General features: G+C 46.6%; 18 protein-coding genes. 11 read left to right on the top strand and 7 right to left on the bottom strand.

Features of this window, described 5'->3' with window-relative positions; genetic code table 11:
* Window positions 1–160 precede the first annotated feature (160 nt).
* A complete protein-coding gene (locus AC1DFM_RS20665; protein ID WP_477078650.1) occupies window positions 161–802 on the top strand; it encodes a DUF4136 domain-containing protein in 642 nt (213 codons plus the stop codon).
* On the opposite strand, the gene AC1DFM_RS20660 is transcribed toward AC1DFM_RS20665, so the two are convergent.
* Window positions 803–1240 (bottom strand): nuclear transport factor 2 family protein, encoded by a 438-nt coding sequence (locus AC1DFM_RS20660; protein ID WP_477078649.1) that lies wholly within the window; start codon window positions 1238–1240, stop codon window positions 803–805. It lies immediately after the preceding gene.
* 91 nt (window positions 1241–1331) lie between these two features.
* Between AC1DFM_RS20660 and AC1DFM_RS20655 the strand changes: the two genes are divergently transcribed.
* Window positions 1332–1565, top strand: coding sequence for a DUF3820 family protein (locus AC1DFM_RS20655; protein WP_291924249.1), 234 nt, complete (start codon window positions 1332–1334; stop codon window positions 1563–1565).
* A gap of 83 nt (window positions 1566–1648) precedes the next feature.
* Here AC1DFM_RS20655 and AC1DFM_RS20650 read toward each other — a convergent pair whose 3' ends face one another.
* Together AC1DFM_RS20650 and AC1DFM_RS20645 are read right to left on the bottom strand one after the other, a co-directional pair.
* Window positions 1649–2122, bottom strand: a complete 474-nt coding sequence (locus AC1DFM_RS20650; protein ID WP_477078648.1) for a bactofilin family protein — start codon at window positions 2120–2122, stop codon at window positions 1649–1651.
* Window positions 2123–2131: 9 nt separating this feature from the next.
* Entirely contained in the window at window positions 2132–3235 is a 1104-nt protein-coding gene (locus AC1DFM_RS20645) for a ParM/StbA family protein (RefSeq protein WP_477078647.1), read from the bottom strand.
* A gap of 259 nt (window positions 3236–3494) precedes the next feature.
* Here AC1DFM_RS20645 and AC1DFM_RS20640 point away from each other — a divergent pair, with 259 nt between their 5' ends.
* Both AC1DFM_RS20640 and AC1DFM_RS20635 read left to right on the top strand, forming a co-directional pair.
* Window positions 3495–3836 carry a hypothetical protein gene (locus tag AC1DFM_RS20640; RefSeq protein WP_477078646.1) on the top strand — a complete coding sequence of 114 codons (342 nt, stop codon included), beginning with the start codon at window positions 3495–3497 and terminating at the stop codon, window positions 3834–3836.
* A 71-nt stretch (window positions 3837–3907) separates the two neighbouring features.
* Window positions 3908–5770 (top strand): M1 family metallopeptidase, encoded by a 1863-nt coding sequence (locus tag AC1DFM_RS20635; protein WP_477078645.1) that lies wholly within the window; start codon window positions 3908–3910, stop codon window positions 5768–5770.
* A 112-nt stretch (window positions 5771–5882) separates the two neighbouring features.
* Here AC1DFM_RS20635 and AC1DFM_RS20630 read toward each other — a convergent pair whose 3' ends face one another.
* Genes AC1DFM_RS20630 through AC1DFM_RS20615 form a run of 4 tightly spaced genes read right to left on the bottom strand, consistent with a single transcriptional unit; the run spans window position 5883 to window position 11137 of the window.
* Window positions 5883–6908, bottom strand: a complete 1026-nt coding sequence (locus AC1DFM_RS20630; protein ID WP_477078644.1) for a DUF4249 family protein — start codon at window positions 6906–6908, stop codon at window positions 5883–5885.
* Between the two features lie 2 nt (window positions 6909–6910).
* On the bottom strand, window positions 6911–9592 hold the full coding sequence (locus tag AC1DFM_RS20625; RefSeq protein ID WP_477078643.1) for a carboxypeptidase-like regulatory domain-containing protein: 2682 nt from the start codon (window positions 9590–9592) through the stop codon (window positions 6911–6913).
* Entirely contained in the window at window positions 9543–10520 is a 978-nt protein-coding gene (locus AC1DFM_RS20620) for a FecR family protein (RefSeq protein WP_477078642.1), read from the bottom strand. Before AC1DFM_RS20620 ends, AC1DFM_RS20625 begins: the two co-directional genes overlap by 50 nt.
* A gap of 56 nt (window positions 10521–10576) precedes the next feature.
* The gene (locus AC1DFM_RS20615; RefSeq protein WP_477078641.1) at window positions 10577–11137 is read right to left on the bottom strand and encodes an RNA polymerase sigma-70 factor; all 561 of its coding nucleotides are present in this window, start codon (window positions 11135–11137) and stop codon (window positions 10577–10579) included.
* 359 nt (window positions 11138–11496) lie between these two features.
* Between AC1DFM_RS20615 and AC1DFM_RS20610 the strand changes: the two genes are divergently transcribed.
* From AC1DFM_RS20610 to AC1DFM_RS20580, 7 genes are all read left to right on the top strand, one after another.
* Window positions 11497–13914 carry a glycoside hydrolase family 3 C-terminal domain-containing protein gene (locus tag AC1DFM_RS20610; protein WP_477078640.1) on the top strand — a complete coding sequence of 806 codons (2418 nt, stop codon included), beginning with the start codon at window positions 11497–11499 and terminating at the stop codon, window positions 13912–13914.
* Between the two features lie 162 nt (window positions 13915–14076).
* Complete coding sequence (locus tag AC1DFM_RS20605; protein WP_477078639.1) at window positions 14077–15435, top strand: acyl-CoA dehydrogenase family protein; 1359 nt, start codon at window positions 14077–14079, stop codon at window positions 15433–15435.
* 77 nt (window positions 15436–15512) lie between these two features.
* Window positions 15513–16268 (top strand): SGNH/GDSL hydrolase family protein, encoded by a 756-nt coding sequence (locus tag AC1DFM_RS20600; protein WP_477078638.1) that lies wholly within the window; start codon window positions 15513–15515, stop codon window positions 16266–16268.
* 160 nt (window positions 16269–16428) lie between these two features.
* The gene (locus AC1DFM_RS20595; RefSeq protein ID WP_477078637.1) at window positions 16429–16932 is read left to right on the top strand and encodes a hypothetical protein; all 504 of its coding nucleotides are present in this window, start codon (window positions 16429–16431) and stop codon (window positions 16930–16932) included.
* A 280-nt stretch (window positions 16933–17212) separates the two neighbouring features.
* A complete protein-coding gene (locus AC1DFM_RS20590; RefSeq protein WP_477078636.1) occupies window positions 17213–18058 on the top strand; it encodes an alpha/beta hydrolase in 846 nt (281 codons plus the stop codon).
* 82 nt (window positions 18059–18140) lie between these two features.
* Complete coding sequence (locus tag AC1DFM_RS20585) at window positions 18141–19250, top strand: SPFH domain-containing protein (RefSeq protein ID WP_477078635.1); 1110 nt, start codon at window positions 18141–18143, stop codon at window positions 19248–19250.
* Between the two features lie 86 nt (window positions 19251–19336).
* The gene (locus AC1DFM_RS20580) at window positions 19337–20461 is read left to right on the top strand and encodes a TFIIB-type zinc ribbon-containing protein (RefSeq protein WP_477078634.1); all 1125 of its coding nucleotides are present in this window, start codon (window positions 19337–19339) and stop codon (window positions 20459–20461) included.
* Window positions 20462–20544 lie beyond the last annotated feature (83 nt).

Below are 20544 nucleotides of genomic sequence, written 5' to 3'. Positions count from 1 at the left end.
TCCCGGTAAATCCCCGGTAATAATCGGTAAAGTATAAAAAGCTATTGCAGCGGGTATTAATACACTTTAATCATTCGCTACAGTAGTTTTCTGCCTTCTGCTCGACGAACCTTTTGTTAGCTTCCCGTGTTCTCCTATGGTGTAAGTAAAAACAACATGTATGAAAGCAATCATCACCGCAGCACTCATAGGCGCGCTATGTATATTGGGCGGATGTGGCACTACCGTAAATATGACCGGCACCTGGAAGGCACCGGAAGCCCCGGCAGCAGGATTCCATAATATGCTGGTGGTAGCCGTAACATCCAAACTGGATGTGCAGCAAATGGTAGAAGGCAGGATGGTAGATGCCCTGAAAAAACATGGCATTGTAGCAGCCAGCGGCCTGGGGTATTTTCCACCGAAATTTGATCCGCGCAATGAAGCAGATAAAGCCGCTACCGCCGATAAAATGAGAGCCGCCGGATATACAGCGGTACTCACCGTGTCATTGGTAAACAAAGAATCGGAATCCCGATATGTGCCAGGCACCGTATATGCACCTTATCCTGCTTTTGGCTGGTATGGCCGCTTCTGGGGATATTATGGCTACATGTACAACTCCGTATACTCCCCCGGATATTATACCACCGACAAAACCTATTTCCTGGAAAGCAACTTGTATGATCTTTCACAAGATGGTAAACTGGTTTGGTCCGGACAATCGGAAACGTATAATCCAAATAGCCTGGAATCCTTTGCTAAAGCCTTCGCAGCAAAGGTTTCCACCGCACTTGATAACGGAGGATTGCTCAAAAAATAATCAATGACTGTTGTCGTAGTAGGTATTGTCTCTCACTATTTTACCATCTTCAACGGTGAACACCGTACAGATAGGTAGTTGCCATTTTTTGCCATCAGGCCCTGTACCGGTGGATAAAAACTCGACAGTGATATGATTTTTATCGCCGTAAATCGTCAATACTTCATCACGCACATCCGGAAAAATTTGCTGTAATTCCTGGTACTTCTGGATCGTTTGTGCACGGGTACGTAGCACAGGCCCCAGCCCGAGAGAAGGATCGAGGAAAGTAGCAGTATCTTTATAACAAGCCGCCATACGGGACCAGTCGTGAGCATTAAACGCTTCAAAGAGATCTTTTATCACCACTGTATTGGCATTAGCAAGACTGATTTTGCCGCCGGGCTGCACACAGCCGGCAAAGGAAATAGCGAGTACAAGGAACAGGTAATTTTTCATCCGGGAGGTATTTTGCGTAGTTCCAAAATACGAAGAAGCGTGCGAAAACCGATTTATAATTTAAATTCGTGCTTAACTTAAATCAGCATTTATGGAGATGACTCAGCCTGATCCGGCGTTATTGCAACAGTTGGTAGTGATGAAAATGCCATTTGGTAAGTATAAAGATGTGGTGCTCTGCGACCTGCCGGTGAGTTACCTGGAATGGTTTCAACGTAAAGGATTCCCACAGGGAAAGTTGGGGATGCTCCTGGAAACGATGCTGGTGATTAAAATGAATGGGTTATCCCAGCTGCTTGATCCCCTGAAAAAGCCGCGCTATTAAAGCGTCATAAACGATAAAGTAAAAGGGCTGTTTCTCTCGTAGAAACAGCCCTTTTAATAAGATATATGTTGGCAAAGAAGGGATCAGAACCAACTGGTGTTTTGTTCTTCTTCCTCCGGAGGTGCAACTACTGCTGCAGGCGCTGCTGTTTTTACTTCTTCCGCTTCGCCGGCAGTATGATGCGGTTCGCTTTTGGGTACCGGAGGTACATTTTTACGGATCGCGCCTTCTACTACCGCTCCCTCTTCAATTTCAAGTACCATCGCATTTACATCGCCTTTTACCAGCGCTTTGTTGCTGATATGTGCTTTGTTACTGATGTAAACATCGCCATACACTTTTCCGTGTACCACCAGGTCGGTAGCATAAATATGGCCACGTATACTTGCCGTTTCACTCACTACCAGCTTGCCGCTGGTTTTTACATCGCCCCGCACATGACCATCAATCCGTCCCGAAACAGAAGCATCAATGCTGCCATTTACGGACACGGTTTTAGGAATACGGAAAGCTCCGGGTACAATTATATTTCGGAAAAAATGTCGGACGTTGATCACGCGTTAGAATTAGAGGGTGACAGGATTCGGATTCGGGTTTGGATTGATATTCGGATTAGGTGTGATAGTTGGTGTGTGCTGTATCTGATCGTCAAAGGTAGAGATGATAGAGCTGGAGTTGCCGAGATCTAATCCTACACTGCGTTGTGGCTTATTATCTGAAATTCTCAGCGAGTTGTAAAKATAGCCGATGCTCATCAGCTTTTCCGGCTCAGGCGCTACTTCTACCGGGATAAAATCGCGGAACTCTTCTACAAACGCATCGGTCAGCTCACGATAGTGTGCGCCGCCACCCATCAGGTAAATTTTTTCGCAGGTTTCAAAATCCAGGTCGGTGAAATAACTACGCATCAACGGAGATACCACCTCTTTGTAATATTGTGTCAGCACCCCTTTACGCATATCACGCAAATCAATGCGCTTACGGTTGGTGAAGATGGAACCTTTCATAAAGGCATCATCTACCTGGTGCTCGTTTTTCATTTCCAGGTAATGCTTCTGGTTCAGCTCACGTGTAAGGTTGTTAATAGCATAACGAATACCATGCGAGCTGAAACAGGTACGGTGAATCAACCCATCGCCCGTAGCCATACCGCCTTCAATGGTACCAAAACCAAAGCTGATGGCGATGAAGTTGTCCAGCTGAGGCTCATTGATGGTTTTCTTTAACCCAATAATACCACCCACAATTTCCGGGATCACCTCATACTTTTCAATATCAAACATGGCTTTTTTGAAAGAGCCTTTGGTGTTGTAAGTCTGGGTATCGTAATCAATCAGAAAATGTCTTTTACTCAGGAACTGCTCGGCAGCCGTTTTGTAAATGTTGTAAGTAGAGAAAGGGAAGCCAACGGTAAGCGCAATTGGTTGTTGCACTTTATCAATCGTATTCAACAAAGCCGCTTTGAATAATATTTCGTAATCCTCTTCTGAGGGAGCCGCATTGGTGACTCTCCCCGGATTGATACCACCTCTTTTGGCCAGGTTACCCACCAGGTACCAGGTATCGTCCTTTTTAATTTTTAATCCATTGAGGAGATCCTTACTTGAGTTTTCTGTGTTTCCGAATGCGGTCTCAAAAACGCTTGGGAAGCTGGTTGTTGATACTTTCATAGTACTTTGTTGTTAGCCGTGACTCTCCTGCGGGAGGGTTTTCATCGGGATTGAAATAGCGGTTAAAGATAAAAAATTGTTAGAACAAGGGCATGACCACCTGGCGAATTTAGGCTAAAATTAATACAGGGGCCCCGAATTTCAAAATAGAACGACAGACAGCTGTTTTCATCGGATATTCATCATAATAAAAACCATTTCGTCACGTTATATCGGTGTCCCCTTTCCCTTGCCTATACTCACGCTCATACTTATTTGCATGAAGTACCTGGTACCCGCAGCCTGTGTTGTGCTCCTGGCTTGTCATTCCTCCCAAAAGGTTTATAAGGCGCCCGCTGTAGGAGCAGAGGCGCAATTTGACCGGGGACTTCGGCCGGAGAAACATCCCAAATATCTCTTTGATAAAAAGACAATGAAAGACATGCAACATCAGGGCAACGTATCCGGCTATACCGCCAAACGCCGCCATACGGGCCCAACTATTCCAATACCGGGTAAAGACAGTCACGGAAACGACAGTACCGCCGCACTAACTGATAGCGCCCATGTTGTAACGGACTCCCTGAAAATGCCTATTGATACCACCCGGCAGCCCTTCTGACCAACGCACACATCTGCCGTGCATTTTCATACTAATTCCCTACATTTGATGTGATCGCTTTTATTTAGCTTATGAGAAGATATTGTATTTTTTTGTTGCTGCTGCTAACGGCGCAACAAACCATCGCACAAACCCCATTATACATGCCTCTGAGCATCAGGAAGGCATATGACCAGCAAACCAGATCATATAGCGGCGCCCCCGGAAGCAAGTACTGGCAGAATAAAGCTACATACGATATCCGCGTCTCTTTCGATCCTACAAACAACCTGGTATCAGGCACCGAACAAATCAGCTATACCAACAATAGCCCCGATACCCTGAACATGGTTAATATAAAACTGTTTTCCAACCTGTTCCAAAAAGGCGCTATCAGAAGCATGGGGGTTGCCCCCGATGATCTGACAGACGGGGTTGTCATCAAAAATATGAAAGTGAATGGCACGGATAAACCCCTGCCAGGAGCTACCCGCGGTACCAATATGCCAATGGGTATCCCTGCATTGTACCCCGGACAAACCACCCGCTTCGACCTGGATTTTTCCTATACCCTTACTGAAAATACAYATATCAGAACCGGGGCGGTTGATAGCGGCGCTTATTTCATCGCCTACTTTTTTCCACGCATCGCGGTATACGATGATGTGAATGGCTGGGACATGATTCCTTACATAGGTACCCAGGAGTTTTATAACGACTTCTGCGATTTTCGTGTAGCCATCACCGTACCAGGCAACTACCAGGTATGGGCTACCGGTGATCTTAAGAATACCAGCGAGGTGTATAATGATAAATATGTGCAACGCATTGCTACCGCCGAAAAAAGTAATGACATCATTGCTGTGATCGATAGTAACGATATCAAGGCAGGTAACATCTCCCGGAATAAAAACAGCAATCAGACCTGGCGCTATGAAGCCACCAACGTCACCGACTTTGCCATCGGCGTTAGCAACCACTACCTGTGGAACGCCACCAGCGTGGAAGTAGACGCCACTACGAAACGACGTACCCGCGTTGACGTTGCCTTTAATGCCGCCCACGCCGATTTCTTCGATGTAATACACTACGCCCGCATCACAGTAGATAAAATAAGTCACTACTTCCCTAAATGGCCCTATCCATACAATCATGAAACCGTGTTCGACGGACTCGATCAGATGGAATACCCCATGATGGTAAACGATAATCCCCTGGCAGATAAAGCCCAGGCCATTGAACTCACCGACCACGAAATATTTCATACCATCTTCCCCTTTTATATGGGTACCAACGAAACGCTGTATGCCTGGATGGACGAAGGCTGGGCCACTATCGGAGAATGGATTATTTCGCCCTGTATAGACAGTAGTATTGTTGACGATTACGGTATGGCTCCCTACAATTTTATTGCCGGCAAGGCAGCTGATTTGCCAATCACGACGCCGTCCAATCAAACAACAGACGCCTACGTCACTAATTCTTATCCTAAGCCAGCTTTGGGATACCTGTATGTAAAAGATATGCTGGGAGATAGCCTTTTTCTCAAAGCCCTGCATCATTATATTGCCCAGTGGCATGGAAAACATCCACAGCCTTACGATTTCTTCTATTGCATGAATACCGGCGCCGGAAAGAATATGGACTGGTTCTGGAAAAGCTGGTTCTTCGACAATGGCTATCCCGACCTGGGCATCAGCAAAGTAACACAGAAAGGGAAAGAAGGACTCATAGAAATCCGCTCCATCGGTAATAAACCAGTGCCCATTGATGTCACCGTTTTCTTCGACGACAACTCCACCACTAAAATTCATCGGAGCATCGCAGCCTGGGAGAAAGGAAACAAAACAGTATCACTCGCGTTTTCATCTCCCAAAAAAATAAAAAAAGTAATCCTGGGCAGCACCTGGGTAGCCGATATCAATAAAAGAGACAATGTTTACGAAGTGAAGTAAAAAATTACGAATTACGAATTACGAATTACGGCTTTGTGAGAAGATAGTAAACGCGAAGACTATTCGCTATGGTCTTCTCACAAAGCCGTAATTCGTAATTCGTAATTTTTTTTCACAGCTTATCGTAATACAGATAATATACCTTCTGATAACTACCTCCAACCACTCCCAATCCTCCCTGGGTGTTACTCCGCAGCTGTATGGCTTGTATAAGGCTGTTAAGCCCCGGATTACGCTTCACTTTTTCGTAGGTAAGCAGGAAGTCATAATACTCTTTGGAAACGGATTTTACGTATACCAGCACTCTTCCCACCGGAGAAATGTCTTCTACTGCATTTGCACTGAGCGCGGTAGCATTAATATAGAAATAAGTAGTGAGTGGTTTTCCGGATTGAGTAAAGAGGATGCTGTTATAGTTCTCATTCAAACCGCCCACCTGGTTATTATCTGCATTTTCATCCTGTGTATAGCAGGGAATGCGGAGATAGTCGTTCATATAAAAGCTATCCTTTTTCGCTGCGGCGTCAGGCAAATTTTTGGCCAGCTCATATAAGTCAGGTTGCTCACTTTTCCGGTACCTTACTCCGTGGTAGGTAAACGAGGTATCCAGATCAACGGTTTGTTTCAAAGCCTCCATCACCACATATTGTTTTACTCCCGGTAACGGATATATGGTAAGATGAAAACGCAATACCGGCCGCCCATTCAAGAGGGAGCGGAGCGTATCCAGGAGCTCCACCCGGAAGGGCGGAGGGATAGTGGCCATAGCAGTAATAGGTTTCAGCGTCGGTATGTCTACCTGCAGTTTATAGTTTTTGTTGGCTTCCAGTTTGGTTTTGCCCGTGTAAAGCCCCATTACATTGGAGGTATCCTTTACATACGACAGTATTTCCAGTTGCTGCCCGTTCTTATCCATCAGCTGCACTTTGGCATTTTCTACCAACTGAAAGCTGTTGTCGAGAAAAGGACCTGACACCGGCTTACTTTTTCCTACACGTACTTCCGGCGTACCATTGGCCACCAGTTCCGCGTAAACAACACCCCGTGGCGCAGTTTGGGTATGCGGCAAGGGAAGTTCCTGCTCGCATCCAAACAGCATCACACTCACAAACGGCAATAATAGCAACAGGTACTTCATGATTAAAATTTGAAAGTATAACTCAGATACGGTAATGCCCGGAACAAACTGTATTGGTATAATTGTAACGGGTAAATGTCATCAAAAGCAAAATAAGAAAACTGGTCAAAGCTGACAATAAACGGATTACTACGGTTATAGATGTTATATATACCACCTGTAATAACGTGCTGGAAACGTTTTTGGGCCCCCAGGCTGAGCGTGGCGCCTACATCCAGGTGATGTACCGGGTTTAAGCGGTAGTTATTTAGCCGGGCTATATACGGGAGATAGTTAACCTGACTGGTAGAAAAGGGTGAATAGCGTTCATCCAGGTATCCTTTGATATTCCGGCTCCAATCGAAGTCCGGGAATATTTGTACCGGCAGGGTAAAAGGTGCACCAGAGGCGAACTTATAGGTAGCGGAAATGGTCCATTTAGGATTAAACTGGTACTTCAGCGCCAGGGAAATATTATGTCTCCGGTCTTCTTTATAAGGATACATCTTACCACCATTTATCCGGTCAAACTGCCGCCATGCCCAGGAAAGCGTATAGGAAAAAATTCCGGTGAGTCGCCCTTGTGTTTTCTCCAGCAACAATTCACTGCCATAATTATATCCGTTGCCGGCAATTACTTTTTTCTCCCACAGGTCCGAGTTATCAAAGATATTCAACACGGTGTTGGTAGTAACAATATTTTTCAGCTGTTTATAGTATAGATTCACATTGAATCGCCAATTGCCCTGCCATTGGCGTTGATAGCCCAGGCCATAGGAGAAGGCATGCTCCGGCTTAATATTTTCGGTGCTGGGTACCCACAAATCGGTAGGTAAGTTAATCACCGGGGTAGTTAGTTGATGCACAAACTGCGTCATTTTTGCAAACGAGACCTGGATGTACTGTGATTGCGGCAATTGCCACCGCACCATTAAGCGTGGCTGCAAACTGGTGTAAAATGAGGATTTCTGTGCAAGCGCCCCGAAATGCAGGCCAGGTCTGATGATCAACCGGTCATTTAATAAACTCAGCTCATCTTCACCATAAGCAGAAAACTCCGACATATAATAGATAGGCGCTTTTCGCTGCTGGGCTTCTCCGGCGGAAATATTGTTATGATAGGCCGTAGGGGCAAAGTTGTGATACGTATAACTGCCTCCGAAAGAAATATGTTGCCAGTTACTCACATTGTATTCTGTTTCGTTTTTAATGGCCACATCCCGTACCCTGGAAACGCCTTTACCTTTTACAAAAAGGGAGTCGAAAAAGGAAAGCGGGATAATGGAATTTTGCGTGAATACATTATAAAAACGGCTATAGGTGGCAATGGTGTTGGTGAATACTTTCGGGCTGATTACCCGTGTCCATTTGGCTGCCGCAGTAATATTACTCCAGTCAAAGTTGTAGTCGTCAAACAACTGTATCACCGGGTTGGAACTCTGGATAAACATTTTGTCCTGCCCCTTATAGAAACTGATGTACAGCCGGTTCCTGTCGTTAATAACCTGGTTCAGTTTGAAGTTAATATCGTACAGATAATATTTGCCATAGTCCGAAAGATACCTGCTACCATACAGTACATCTACCAGTGAGCGCCGAAGCGACAGGGACATGGAGCTTTTGTCCTTTACAATGGGGCCTTCCAGTAATATATTGCCGGATACAGGGCTGAGTTTAAAGCTACCATGCCAGTTTTTCATATCGCCATCTCTGGTACGGATATCTACAACAGATGACAGGCGGCCGCCATATCGTGCGGGAAAGGCATCTTTATACAGCGATACATCCTTTACGGCGTCTCCGTTAAAGATAGAAAAGAGTCCAAACAGGTGGCCGGTATGGTAAAGTGGAACGCCATCCAGGAGGTAGAGGTTCTGGTCAGCACCACCACCCCTGATCAGGAGGTTGGCGCTACTCTCCAGGGAGCTGCTGGTACCTGGATACAGTTGCAGTGATTTCAATACATCCTTTTCTCCCAGCAGGRCAGGAAAGCCGGATACATAGCCCACGGGCATATTGATATAGCTTTGCTGAGAGGCCACCTCCTCATGTTCGCCTTTTACTACCACGGTTTGCAGCATACTACGGGGCTCCAGGTGTATGTCCAGCTGCCCTTCGTCGGGAGGAGGGAGGTGCTGGAATGCAGGCTGGTAGCCTACATGAGAAAACACAACGCCCTGGCAGGAATCCGGTACCTGCAGGCTATAGAACCCGAAAGCATTGGTTTCCGTGCCTTTCCGGGTAACCGGGTCGTATACGGACGCGTTGATGATCAGCTCATTGCTGCTGGCTTCTTTTACAAAGCCACTGATGGTATAATATTGTGTTTGCGAATTTTCGCGCAGTAAAAATATTTTGCCGTTTAATGCGGCGGCCTGGATACCGGTTCCCTGTAAAATGGTGTTTAAAATGGCGCCAGTGGTAAGTTCTGTGCCATTTAGCTGTACTTTCTTATTGAGGTGCAGAAAGCTGGAACTGTAAGAGATACTGATTCCGGTACTTTTTTGAATATGTTGTATGAAAAAAAGGATGGTGCCCTGCCTGGCCGGGGGCGTATAGGATTGTTGCAACAAATCACTTTCATTGTTCTGCGCCTGCAGGGGAGCGGCGAAGAACAAGACAATAAAACTAAGCAGGTATAAAAAGCGACTAAAATTACTGGCTGATGACGATCGTATCGCCGTTTTGTTGGTATTTAAACCCAAGCAATAGTTGTAATTCATGCAAAACATCATCACAGGACTGATTCCGGAACGTGATCGTAGCTTTTTGCTGCGAGGCTGTTTCACGGTATTGATCATCGATCCTGATTTCTTTTGCGTAAAAGTCGGCTAATTGTGGCAATATTTCAAGAAGTGATTCATCATTAAATTGCAAAACACCGGTTTTCCAGGCAATAAAATTTACATTGTTGTTATTGCCGGCATATAACTGGCCATTTCCCCAGGTACCTTTTTGTCCGCTGCCGAGGATAAGCGCTGTCGTATCACCTTCCAGGCCCAGTTTTACCCGGCCGGAAGCAACAATAACTGCGGTGCTGTCTTTCCCTGTTTGCACAGTGAAGGAGGTACCCAATACTTCTATCACGGATTGGTTAGGTGTTTTTACGAGGAAGGGATGTCCGGGATCATTGGCGATTTCGAAAAAAGCTTCCCCTTCCAGTTCTACTACCCGCTGATCGTGATGGTAGCCATTCAGGTACCGGATACGGGCGCCCTGACGCAGGGTTACCGTAGATTTATCAGGTAACTCCAGGCTCTTTATTTTACCGTCATTAGCGGCCAGTTCATGTTTTTTCAGGGAAGAGCGACTTTCCAGCCACCACGCGCMTCCTGTCAGCAGCATTATAATGGCAGCTGCAGCAGCATATTTCGTATAGAGTGATTTAATCCGGGAAACGGGTGGTTGAATAGTCCGACTGGTTTTGTCCCAGGCTGCCGCTGTATTGTATTGTCGCGGAGCGATGGCGGCATTGGAACTGTCCTTCCAGATGGTCGCTAAAGCCTTGAACTCTGCCTGATTTTCAGGTGAGGCATCCAGCCATTGTTGTAGTTCGGCAGATTCTGCCTCGGTACAATGACCAGCCAGCTTTTTAGCTATAAGTTCATACAGGTAGGTGTCAAAATGCTCCATAGTTACATTGCAGTGTGCTCTAATTAGATAACGCTCGTTAGTGTGACAACCCTCTATCAGGGCATTAATATTTTCAATAAAAAAAGAATACCGACTGGCAATCCGTACTGCTGCAGGTATTTCCTCAGCAGCTTTAATGCCCGCCCCATATAGTTTTCAACAGTTTTAGCAGAAAGTCCAAGCTTGACTGCGGTTTGTTGGTGAGTCATCCCATTGATCCGGCAACAGGTAAATACTTCACGGCATTGTGGCGGTAAGTTGGCGACGGCCTCATAAATCAGTTGCTCATAGTAAGGTCTGGCATTTTCTATCTCTTTGGCATCCGGATCGTCGGTACTATCTGTGATCCACTCAAAACCTTTGTTGCCTGCTTCTTCGGTATTCAGTTTGCGTAATGCGGAAATAGAGTTATTACGCACTGCCCGGAACAGGTAAGCTTTTATATTTGGTATACCAATCAGGTTCTGATGTTTTTCCCAGAGCTTGATAAATGTTTCCTGTACCACATCTTCTGCAGCCGCATCGTCTTTCAGAAAACTATAGGCATAGTTACATAAGTCATTATACTGTGAATGAAATAGTTCTTTATATGCCTGGTAAGAAGGTGATGTAAGCATTAACCTTCACGATATTTTAATATATATATGAAATGATCCTTGCGAAAGTAACTATCTTTTTGAAAAGAATAACCAATTAAGCAGTAGTAATTTATCAACTTCAAATATAGCTGTTAAAAAAGAAGAATAGAGGGACGAGCGTTTTTCCGCGTTATCAGTCATAACAGCCATGCCTATATTTTTATAGCAATATTTTTTTTAGTTGTGTTTTTTAAAACCAGGGGTTGCATCTCGTTCTGTGCAACCCTTTTTTTGTGCCGGTACCATTTTAACTAATCATGATATTGTTTTGGATTATTTTTGCAATCCATTGCAACGACTGGTAAATTGGCGTTGTTAATCAAAAAAAGACGCCCGGAATGTATAGCTATAGGACGAAACAACTGATCACGGGAATAATAGGTGCCGCACTGACGGTAACCACCGCCACCGCCCAACAACCGGCTTCCATCTACCACGATGGCTGGATCGACTTCAATAAAAATGGCCGTAAAGATATTTTTGAAGATACCAGGCAACCCATTGAACAACGTATCCAGGACCTGCTCTCGCAAATGACCCTGGACGAAAAAACCTGCCAGATGGCTACCCTGTATGGCTATGGCCGTGTGCTGAAAGATGAAATGCCAACACCCGCATGGAAACAGGAAATATGGAAAGACGGTATCGCCAACATCGATGAAGAACTCAATAGTTTACCCTATAATAAAAGGGCTAAATCCGAATACTCTTTTCCATACAGTAAACATGCTACCGCCATCAATACCGTACAACGCTGGTTTATTGAATCCACCCGGCTGGGCATACCCGTAGACTTTACCAATGAAGGTATTCATGGCCTGTGCCACGACCGCGCCACKCCGTTATGTGCGCCGATCGGAATCGGCAGCACCTGGAATAAAGACCTGGTAAGCCGCGCCGGACATATTGTAGGAAGAGAAGCTAAACTACTCGGCTATACGAATGTGTATGTTCCCATCCTGGACCCCGCACGCGATCCACGCTGGGGCAGGGTAGTAGAATGTTATGGGGAAGATCCCTTCCTTGTAGCTGAACTGGGAAAACAAATGACGCTCGGCGTACAGCAGGAAGGCGTAGCCGCTACCCTGAAACACTTCGCGGTGTACAGCGTTCCCAAAGGTGGCCGCGATGGCGATGCCCGCACCGATCCACATGTGGCCCCAAGGGAAATGCACCAGATATACCTGTATCCTTTTCGTCGTGTGATCACGGAAGCCCATCCCATGGGCGTRATGAGCAGCTACAACGACTGGGACGGCGTTCCCATCACCGGCAGCTATTATTTTCTTACCCAGCTACTACGACAAGCGTATGGCTTTACCGGATATGTGGTATCAGACAGCGAAGCAGTGGAATACCTTTTCAGTAAGCATCACGTAGCCGCCGATTATAAAGACGCGGTGAGACAATCTGTGGAAGCCGGATTAAATGTACGCACCAATTTCACGCCACCAGAACAGTTCATCCTGCCGCTGCGGGAACTGGTGAAAGAAGGAAAGGTGTCCATGGCCACCATCGATAGCCGGGTAGCAGACGTGCTTAGGGTAAAGTTCCGCCTTGGCGTGTTCGATCATCCCTACACGGATGCAAAGCTGGCGGATAAGGGCGTGCACACCGCGGCAGACGAGGCTTTTGCGTTACAGCTGAATCGCGAGTCGCTGGTACTCCTGAAGAACGAGAAAGAAACGTTGCCACTCAACCCGCAAAAGATCCAGCGTATTCTCGTTACCGGACCACTGGCAGCAGCCACTACACACGCGGTGAGCCGTTATGGTCCCTCCAACAATAAAGTAACTTCCGTGCTGGATGGCATTACCCAACATGCCGGAAAAAACATGACCGTCAGCTACGCCAGGGGCTGCGATGTGGTAAATCCCGGCTGGCCTGGCACAGAGCTGATTCCTACACCATTGGACAGTACCGAAAATGCCAGTATAGCCGATGCCGTTAGTAAAGCACAACAGGCAGATGTCATCATTGCCGTAGTTGGAGAAGATGAAAAGAGAGTAGGGGAAAGCCTTTCCCGTACCGGCTTATCGCTGCCCGGCCGTCAACTGCAACTGCTGCAGGCACTACATGCCACCGGAAAACCCGTGATAGCGGTACTGATCAACGGCCAGCCCCTCACCATTAACTGGGAGCAGCAAAATCTGCCCGCCATCCTGGAAGCCTGGTTCCCCGGCCCACAGGGCGGTACCGCCATTGCGGAGGCTTTATTCGGCGACTATAATCCCGGTGGCCGCCTCCCGGTTACATTCCCGAAATCTACCGGGCAAATAGAATTGAACTTCCCCTTTAAGCCGGGATCTCACGCCGGACAACCATCTTCAGGAAATAACGGTTACGGCAACACGAGCGTAAACGGCGCCCTGTATCCTTTTGGTTATGGATTGAGCTATACCACTTTTAACTATAGCAACCTGGTGGTAACGCCCACGAAACAAGCCTCACAAGGGGATATTCATGTAAGCGTGGATATCACTAACACGGGTAAACGAAAAGGCGATGACGTGGTACAGTTATACCTGAAAGACAAAGTAAGTAGCGTGACCACGTATGTAATGCAACTGCGCGGTTTTGAACGTGTTTCCCTGGAACCAGGTGAAAAGAAAACATGCTCTTTTGTACTACACCCTGATGATCTGGCCATACTCGATCGTAATATGAACTGGACCGTAGAACCCGGCGAATTCGAAGTGCTGATCGGCGCCTCTTCAGAGGATATTAAATTGAAGCAGGATTTTGTAATAGAATAATATTTTATAGCATTTAGCAAGATGGGAGATCGGGGCGGGTATTTCTGCTGCTATCTCCCATCATCTTTTTATATCTTCTAAAACCCAAAAAATAAAAATCAGTCTAATCCCACACAAGACAAAATCCGCGTGAATCCGTATTTTTATACAAAACCATGCAATATGTCCGGAACCTTCTCCAAACTGAAAAACGCGTACCACCTGTTGAAGAGCGTCGATTTCAATATGCTGGCCAAACTCTCTGAAAAAGTAGACCTTCCTAAAGTAATGGCGTCGGTTGCAAAGATGGACGACACCCAGCTGAACGGCCTGATGAAGATGCTGAGCAGCAAAGGAGCCAAAAAAGCACTGCCTCCTATTGAGGGCGACTTCTACGACCTTGGCAGCAAACTGAATGCCKACGACCGGGCGCTGCAGTTGAAAGTACGGGCATTCATGGAAAAGGAAATACAGCCGCTTGTCAATGAGCACTGGCTGAAAGCCAGCTTCCCCCTTGAAATTATTCCTAAGTTCAGAGAACTCAATATCTGCGGGGTTACCTACGAAGGCTATGGTTGCCCTAACCGCTCGTTTCTGATGGAGGGAATTATCGCCATGGAAATGGCCAGGGTAGATGCTTCTATTGCTACTTTCTTCGGGGTACAAAGCGGATTAGCCATGGGATCAATTTATATGCTGGGATCGGAAGCACAGAAACAAGAATGGCTACCGGGCATGCAGCAGCTGAACCTTATTGGCGCCTTTGGATTAACAGAACCGGAAGTAGGCTCCGGTACCGCCGGCGGACTAACTACTACGGCTAAACGTACAGGAGACACCTGGGTATTAAATGGACAGAAGAAGTGGATCGGCAACGCTACTTTCGCTGATGTGATCGTGATATGGGCCAGGGATGTGGATGACAACCAGGTGAAAGGCTTTCTGCTGAGAAAAGATACTCCTGGTTTCAGCGTAGAAAAGATTCATGATAAAATGGCGTTGCGCATTGTACAAAACGGGCTGATTACCTTAACAGATTGCCACATTGCAGAGGCAGACCGCCTGCAAAATGCCAACTCCTTTAAAGATACCGCCAAGGTGCTGCAAATGACGCGGGCAGGTGTGGCGTGGGAAGCTGTAGGCTGTGCCCGCGGCGCCTATGAGAACGCACTGGCGTACACCCGTACCCGTGAACAATTTGGTAAACCAATCGCCTCTTTTCAGTTGATACAGGGCCACCTGGTAGAAATGTTATCCAATCTTACGGCCATGCAAACCATGGTGTACCGATTGTCCGAAATACAGGATGCGGGCCAGTTAAAAGACGAGCATGCTTCGCTGGCGAAAGTTTTTTGTACCCTGCGTACACGCGATGTGGTGAGTCGCGCCCGTGAAGTGATGGGAGGAAATGGCATCCTGCTGGAATACAATGTGGCCCGGTTTGTAGCGGATGCAGAAGCTATTTATTCTTACGAAGGCACCAAGGAAATTAATTCCCTGATTGTAGGACGGGCCATCACCGGGTTTAGCGCTTTTGTCTGAAAAATGTGAAATCTTTTTTATAGTTTAAGTGCCCGATTGCGGAGTAAGCCGCAATGGTCACTTAATCAGTTCCCGTTATGAATTCATCTAACCGTCGTAACTTTCTCAGGAATGTATCGCTGGGAAGTCTTGCTGCTATCAGCATTCCAGGCATTGTATCTGCCGCTGTTGCCGCAGAGAAACCTAAAAAAATAACGCTCAAAAAAGAAGGTGTCGTATTATTCCAGGGCGATTCCATTACCGATGCCGGTCGCAAAAGAGATCATGATGAAGCCAACAGCAGTGCTGCTTTAGGCAGTGGCTACGCCCTAATGGCGGCATCGGGACTGTTGCTCAAACATGCCGGTAAAAATCTGAAGATTTATAACAAAGGCATTAGCGGTAACAAAGTGTTTCAGCTGGCCGACCGTTGGGATGTTGATTGTTTGGCTATCAAGCCGGATGTACTCAGTATCCTGGTGGGAGTGAACGATTATTGGCATACCATCAATAACAATTACAAAGGCACCGTTCAAACTTACAAGGATGATTACGATAAGCTGTTATCTCGTACCATGGCTGCTTTGCCGGATGTGCAGCTGATTATCGGAGAGCCTTTCGCCGTAAGCAACGTAAAGTCTGTGGATGATAAATGGTATCCTGCATTCGACGAATATCGTGCAGCAGCGCGGGCTATAGCAGATAAATACCAGGCGATCTTCATTCCATATCAGGCCATTTTTGATAAAGCACTACAGTCGGCCCCGGGTGTTTACTGGACCGGTGATGGCGTACATCCCAGTGTGGCAGGCGCTCAACTGATGGCAGAAGCCTGGCAGCAATGCGTAAAATAATAGACCTATATTTGCACCACGTCTTACGGCGTGGTGTAAAATTCCTTCCTCCCAACCACTACTCAATTTTCAGATTAAGTACTTCTACTGAGATGTGAAACCCTCCAGCACAATAGCTTTGCACTCATTAACCCCTTTTGTTTCACATTAATTTTAAAGTATGAAAAAAGTATTTAACAGATTTGCTGGCGATGCCACTTTATTCCTCGTTGCTATTATAACGGTATTGTTTTTTACACAATGTAGAAAGCATAAAGACGAGCCGGCAAACGGCGGCCTTAACGGCGCCTTCCTGGTAGGAAAAAAATGGCAGACGAAGGTGATGACTATAAACCCGGGAATGGATTTTGGCGACGGCCAGCTGGTAATCGATATGTTACAGAAAATGCCTTGTCTGGCAGACAACTTTACAGTGTTCAATGCTGATGGCACTGGCGTGGCAGACGAAGGCGCTGATATATGTCCGTATGCTACTCAAAGAAGGAACTTCAACTGGAAATTGAAGGACGATGGAACTTTGGAAGGGTTTGGTGATGATGATTTCAAAGGCACCTACAAGGCGGTGAAAAACAGTGATAAGAAGGTGACCATCACTGTTACCGGAAAGTTTGATGAGGATGATGATATGGTACGTACATTAACAATAGTATATGAAGCTATTTAAGCGATTAAAGAACGGTTAGCATTCAATTTCATAAGCAAGGATACCTTCAGGTACTGCATATCCTGTTGGTCAGATTGGCGCCACAGCTTCCTCTTTAGGGAGCTGTCCCATTTTTGAGGGGTAACGACATAGAAAGTTATGTAACGGTTAATCGATAAAAACATCTCCAGGACCTGTATGCCTGGTGGTCAGAAGAGCACGCAGCTTCCTGTTCAGGAAGCTGCCCTTTTATCTGCACCTAACATTTATTACATTTGTTTTATTACACGAAATTCCAGTTATGAAACAACTTTGTATTTTATTCACGATGATAGGAATAACTACCGCTATTAGCGCTCAGCAACAAGCCATTCACCTCTGGCCCGGTACCGTACCGGAGGAACCTGCGGCAAAGCAGATGGCCAAAGTCGCCGCAGATGGAAGTAATAACGTTACACGTTTAACCGATGTAACTGATCCGCTGCTGGAAGTATTTCCAGCTCCGGCCTCCAATAATAACGGCGTAGGCGTGGTGGTTTGCCCGGGCGGAGGCTATAACATCCTGGCCATTAACCTGGAAGGATATGAAATAGCTGCCTGGCTCAATAAACTGGGATATACCGCCTTTGTACTGCAATATCGGGTACCGAAGAAAGAGGCCGGCGCCTTGCAGGACGCCCAACGTGCCATGCGTATTGTACGCAGCCGCGCCGCTGAATGGAACGTACAACCTGATAAGATTGGTATGCTCGGATTTTCAGCAGGTGGCAGTCTTACTGCAAGAGCCGCCACACTATATAACGTTCATACCTATACGCCATTTGATAAAGCCGACAGCCTCTCTGCCCGTCCGGCTTTCGGCGTACTGCTATATCCAGCTTATCTTGATAATGGAGCTAACAGGACATTGACACCGGAACTGAAGCCAGACAGCCAAACGCCTCCCATGTTCCTTTTTGCCACCGCCGATGATCCCTATGGTAACAGTGCGCTGGTAATGGCAGGAGCCCTGCGGGACGCAAAAGCTGCGGTGGAATTACATTTTTATCCCAAAGGCGGCCATGGGTACGGATTACGTCCTGGTAATCCTGCTGCAGAAGCATGGCCCGGACTTCTGGAAAAATGGCTAAAAATGGCCATGAAATAAAGATTGGCGAAATTATAACTAGCAGGATATAGCTTTTCAAGTAAATAATTCTTTAAATTGGCAGCGTATAAAACCTGTTACTATGGGAATTTTTGATAAGCTCAGGAACGAATTTATTGACATTATTGAGTGGACGGACGCGTCCACAGACACCATTGTGTGGAAGTTTCCCCGTTACCAGAATGAAATAAAAATGAATGCCAAGCTCACTGTGCGTGAATCACAGGTGGCTGTTTTTATGAATGAAGGTAAGATTGCCGATGTTTTTCAACCCGGCATGTATTCACTGACTACACAAAATATGCCTGTACTGAGTACATTACAGGGATGGAAATATGGCTTTAACAGCCCTTTCAAAGCTGATGTGTTCTTTGTGAGCATGCGGCAGTTCACTAACCAGAAATGGGGAACCAAGAATCCGGTAATGCTCCGTGATGCGGAGTTTGGACCATTGCGTGTCCGCGCTTTTGGTAGCTACGCTTTCCGCGTGAAAGACCCCGGCTCTTTCCTGAAAGAAGTATCTGCCACTAATCCGGAATTCACGGTAGAAGGGATTAACGAGCAATTGCGCAACCTGGCGGTATCCCGTGGTATGGAAGCCATCGCAGAAGCTAAAATCCCTGTACTGGACCTGGCTGCCAATTATGAAGAAGTATCCACCCAGATCACCGGTAAAATCGGATCAGAGTTTAATGAACTGGGACTGGAACTGACCAAATTCCTCATCGAAAATATTTCCCTGCCGCCTGAAGTAGAAGCTGCACTTGATAAGCGCAGCAGCATTGGCATCGTGGGCAACCTGGGTGCATATTCACAGTTCCAGGCTGCAAATGCCATGGAAAAGGCAGCAGAAAATCCTTCCGGTGGCGGACTTGCTGCGGCAGGATTAGGCGCGGGTATGGGCGCAGCCATGATGGGACAAGTAGGGAACATCTTCCAAAATAATAATCAGCAGCCTAACGTGGGCGGTGGCGCACCACCTCCTTTGCCAACAGCCGCTCCTTTCTATGTAGCGGTAGACGGTAAACAAAGTGGTCCTTTTGATCAGGAGCAACTGCGTCAACTGGCCGCTGCGGGTAGTCTGAATGCACAAACACTGGTATGGAAAACCGGTATGGCCGCCTGGTCTGCCGCATCTACCGTTCCAGAACTGGCGCCGGTATTAGCTACCGTGCCTCCACCATTACCATAAAACTAAAGATCCGGCTGTAGCAAATGCCAGAGCGCTTCTATCACAAGATCCTTTGTCCTTTGCTACAGCCGCTCCAAAATATTCCTATGTCTTTTGAGGAAAAAACAAGTGAAACAGTCAATTCACTAAAATGTCAAAACTGCGGAGCAATACTGCATTATGCACCAGGTACCAATAGCCTGAAATGCGAATACTGTGGTACGGTAAATCAGATCGAAGAAGCCACCTTGCCGGTTGCCATTCAGCCGGTCGACTACGAGCAATTTATTGCAGATCAGCAAAGTCATACCGAAACAACGCAGGAGGCAGTAGTGGTCAAGTGTACCGGTTGCGGTGCCTCTACCACCATGCTACCTAATGTAACGGCCGATTCCTGCCCGTTCTGCGCGTCGCCACTGGTAGTGGATACTGCGCAAACGACGGCTATTCTTCAGCCGCATTATGTGTTGCCCTTCGTGGTGAAAGATAGTGAGGCCGTGCAATATTTCAGAACCTGGATGGGTAAACTCTGGTTTGCACCATCAGATATGGTGAAGAAAGTGAAAGACGGCTCCTCACAACAATTGAAAGGGGTGTATATTCCTCACTGGAGCTATGATACGGATACATATACTGAGTATTCGGGGCAACGCGGTGAATATTATTATACCACAGAAACCTATACAGAAGAAGTAAACGGAAGAACAGAAACCCGTACCCGGGAAGTAAGACATACCGCATGGTATCCAACTTCCGGCAGGGTAAATAACAACTTCCGCGATGTATTGGTATCTGCCAGTCCTTCACTGCCTTTGAAAATGGCGGAAATCCTGGAACCCTGGCTACTGGATCAGCTCAAAAAATATGATGGACGCTACCTGAGTGGCTTCCGCGCTGAAATCTATCAAACCAATGCGGAACAGGCGTTGGTAGTGGCCAAGAAAAGAATGGACCCGGTTATTCGCGAAGAGATCAGAGATGATATTGGGGGAGATGAACAAAGCATCGACAGCTATGATGTGGAATACAATAACCTGGGCTTGAAATACCTGTTACTCCCTGTTTGGATCAGTGCTTATCGCTACAATGGTAAGCTATATCACTTTGTGGTAAATGCCTGCACTGGTGAAGTAACCGGTGATCGTCCTTACAGCTGGATGAAGATCGTAGGATTGATATTGATCATTATCCTCGCCATCATAGTGATTTATTCGCTGGCACAATCTAATTAATTTTCTTTCCCATAAACTGGTGACGTCGCTTGCAGAAATGCAGGCAGCGTCACCAGTTTTTTTTCGCGCTGTGGGGAAAACCA

It is taken from the genome of Chitinophaga sp. 05T412, from assembly GCF_056396465.1.
The sequence above is the reverse complement of the archived record's forward strand: the minus strand, read 5'-3'. Positions and strand labels throughout refer to the sequence as shown.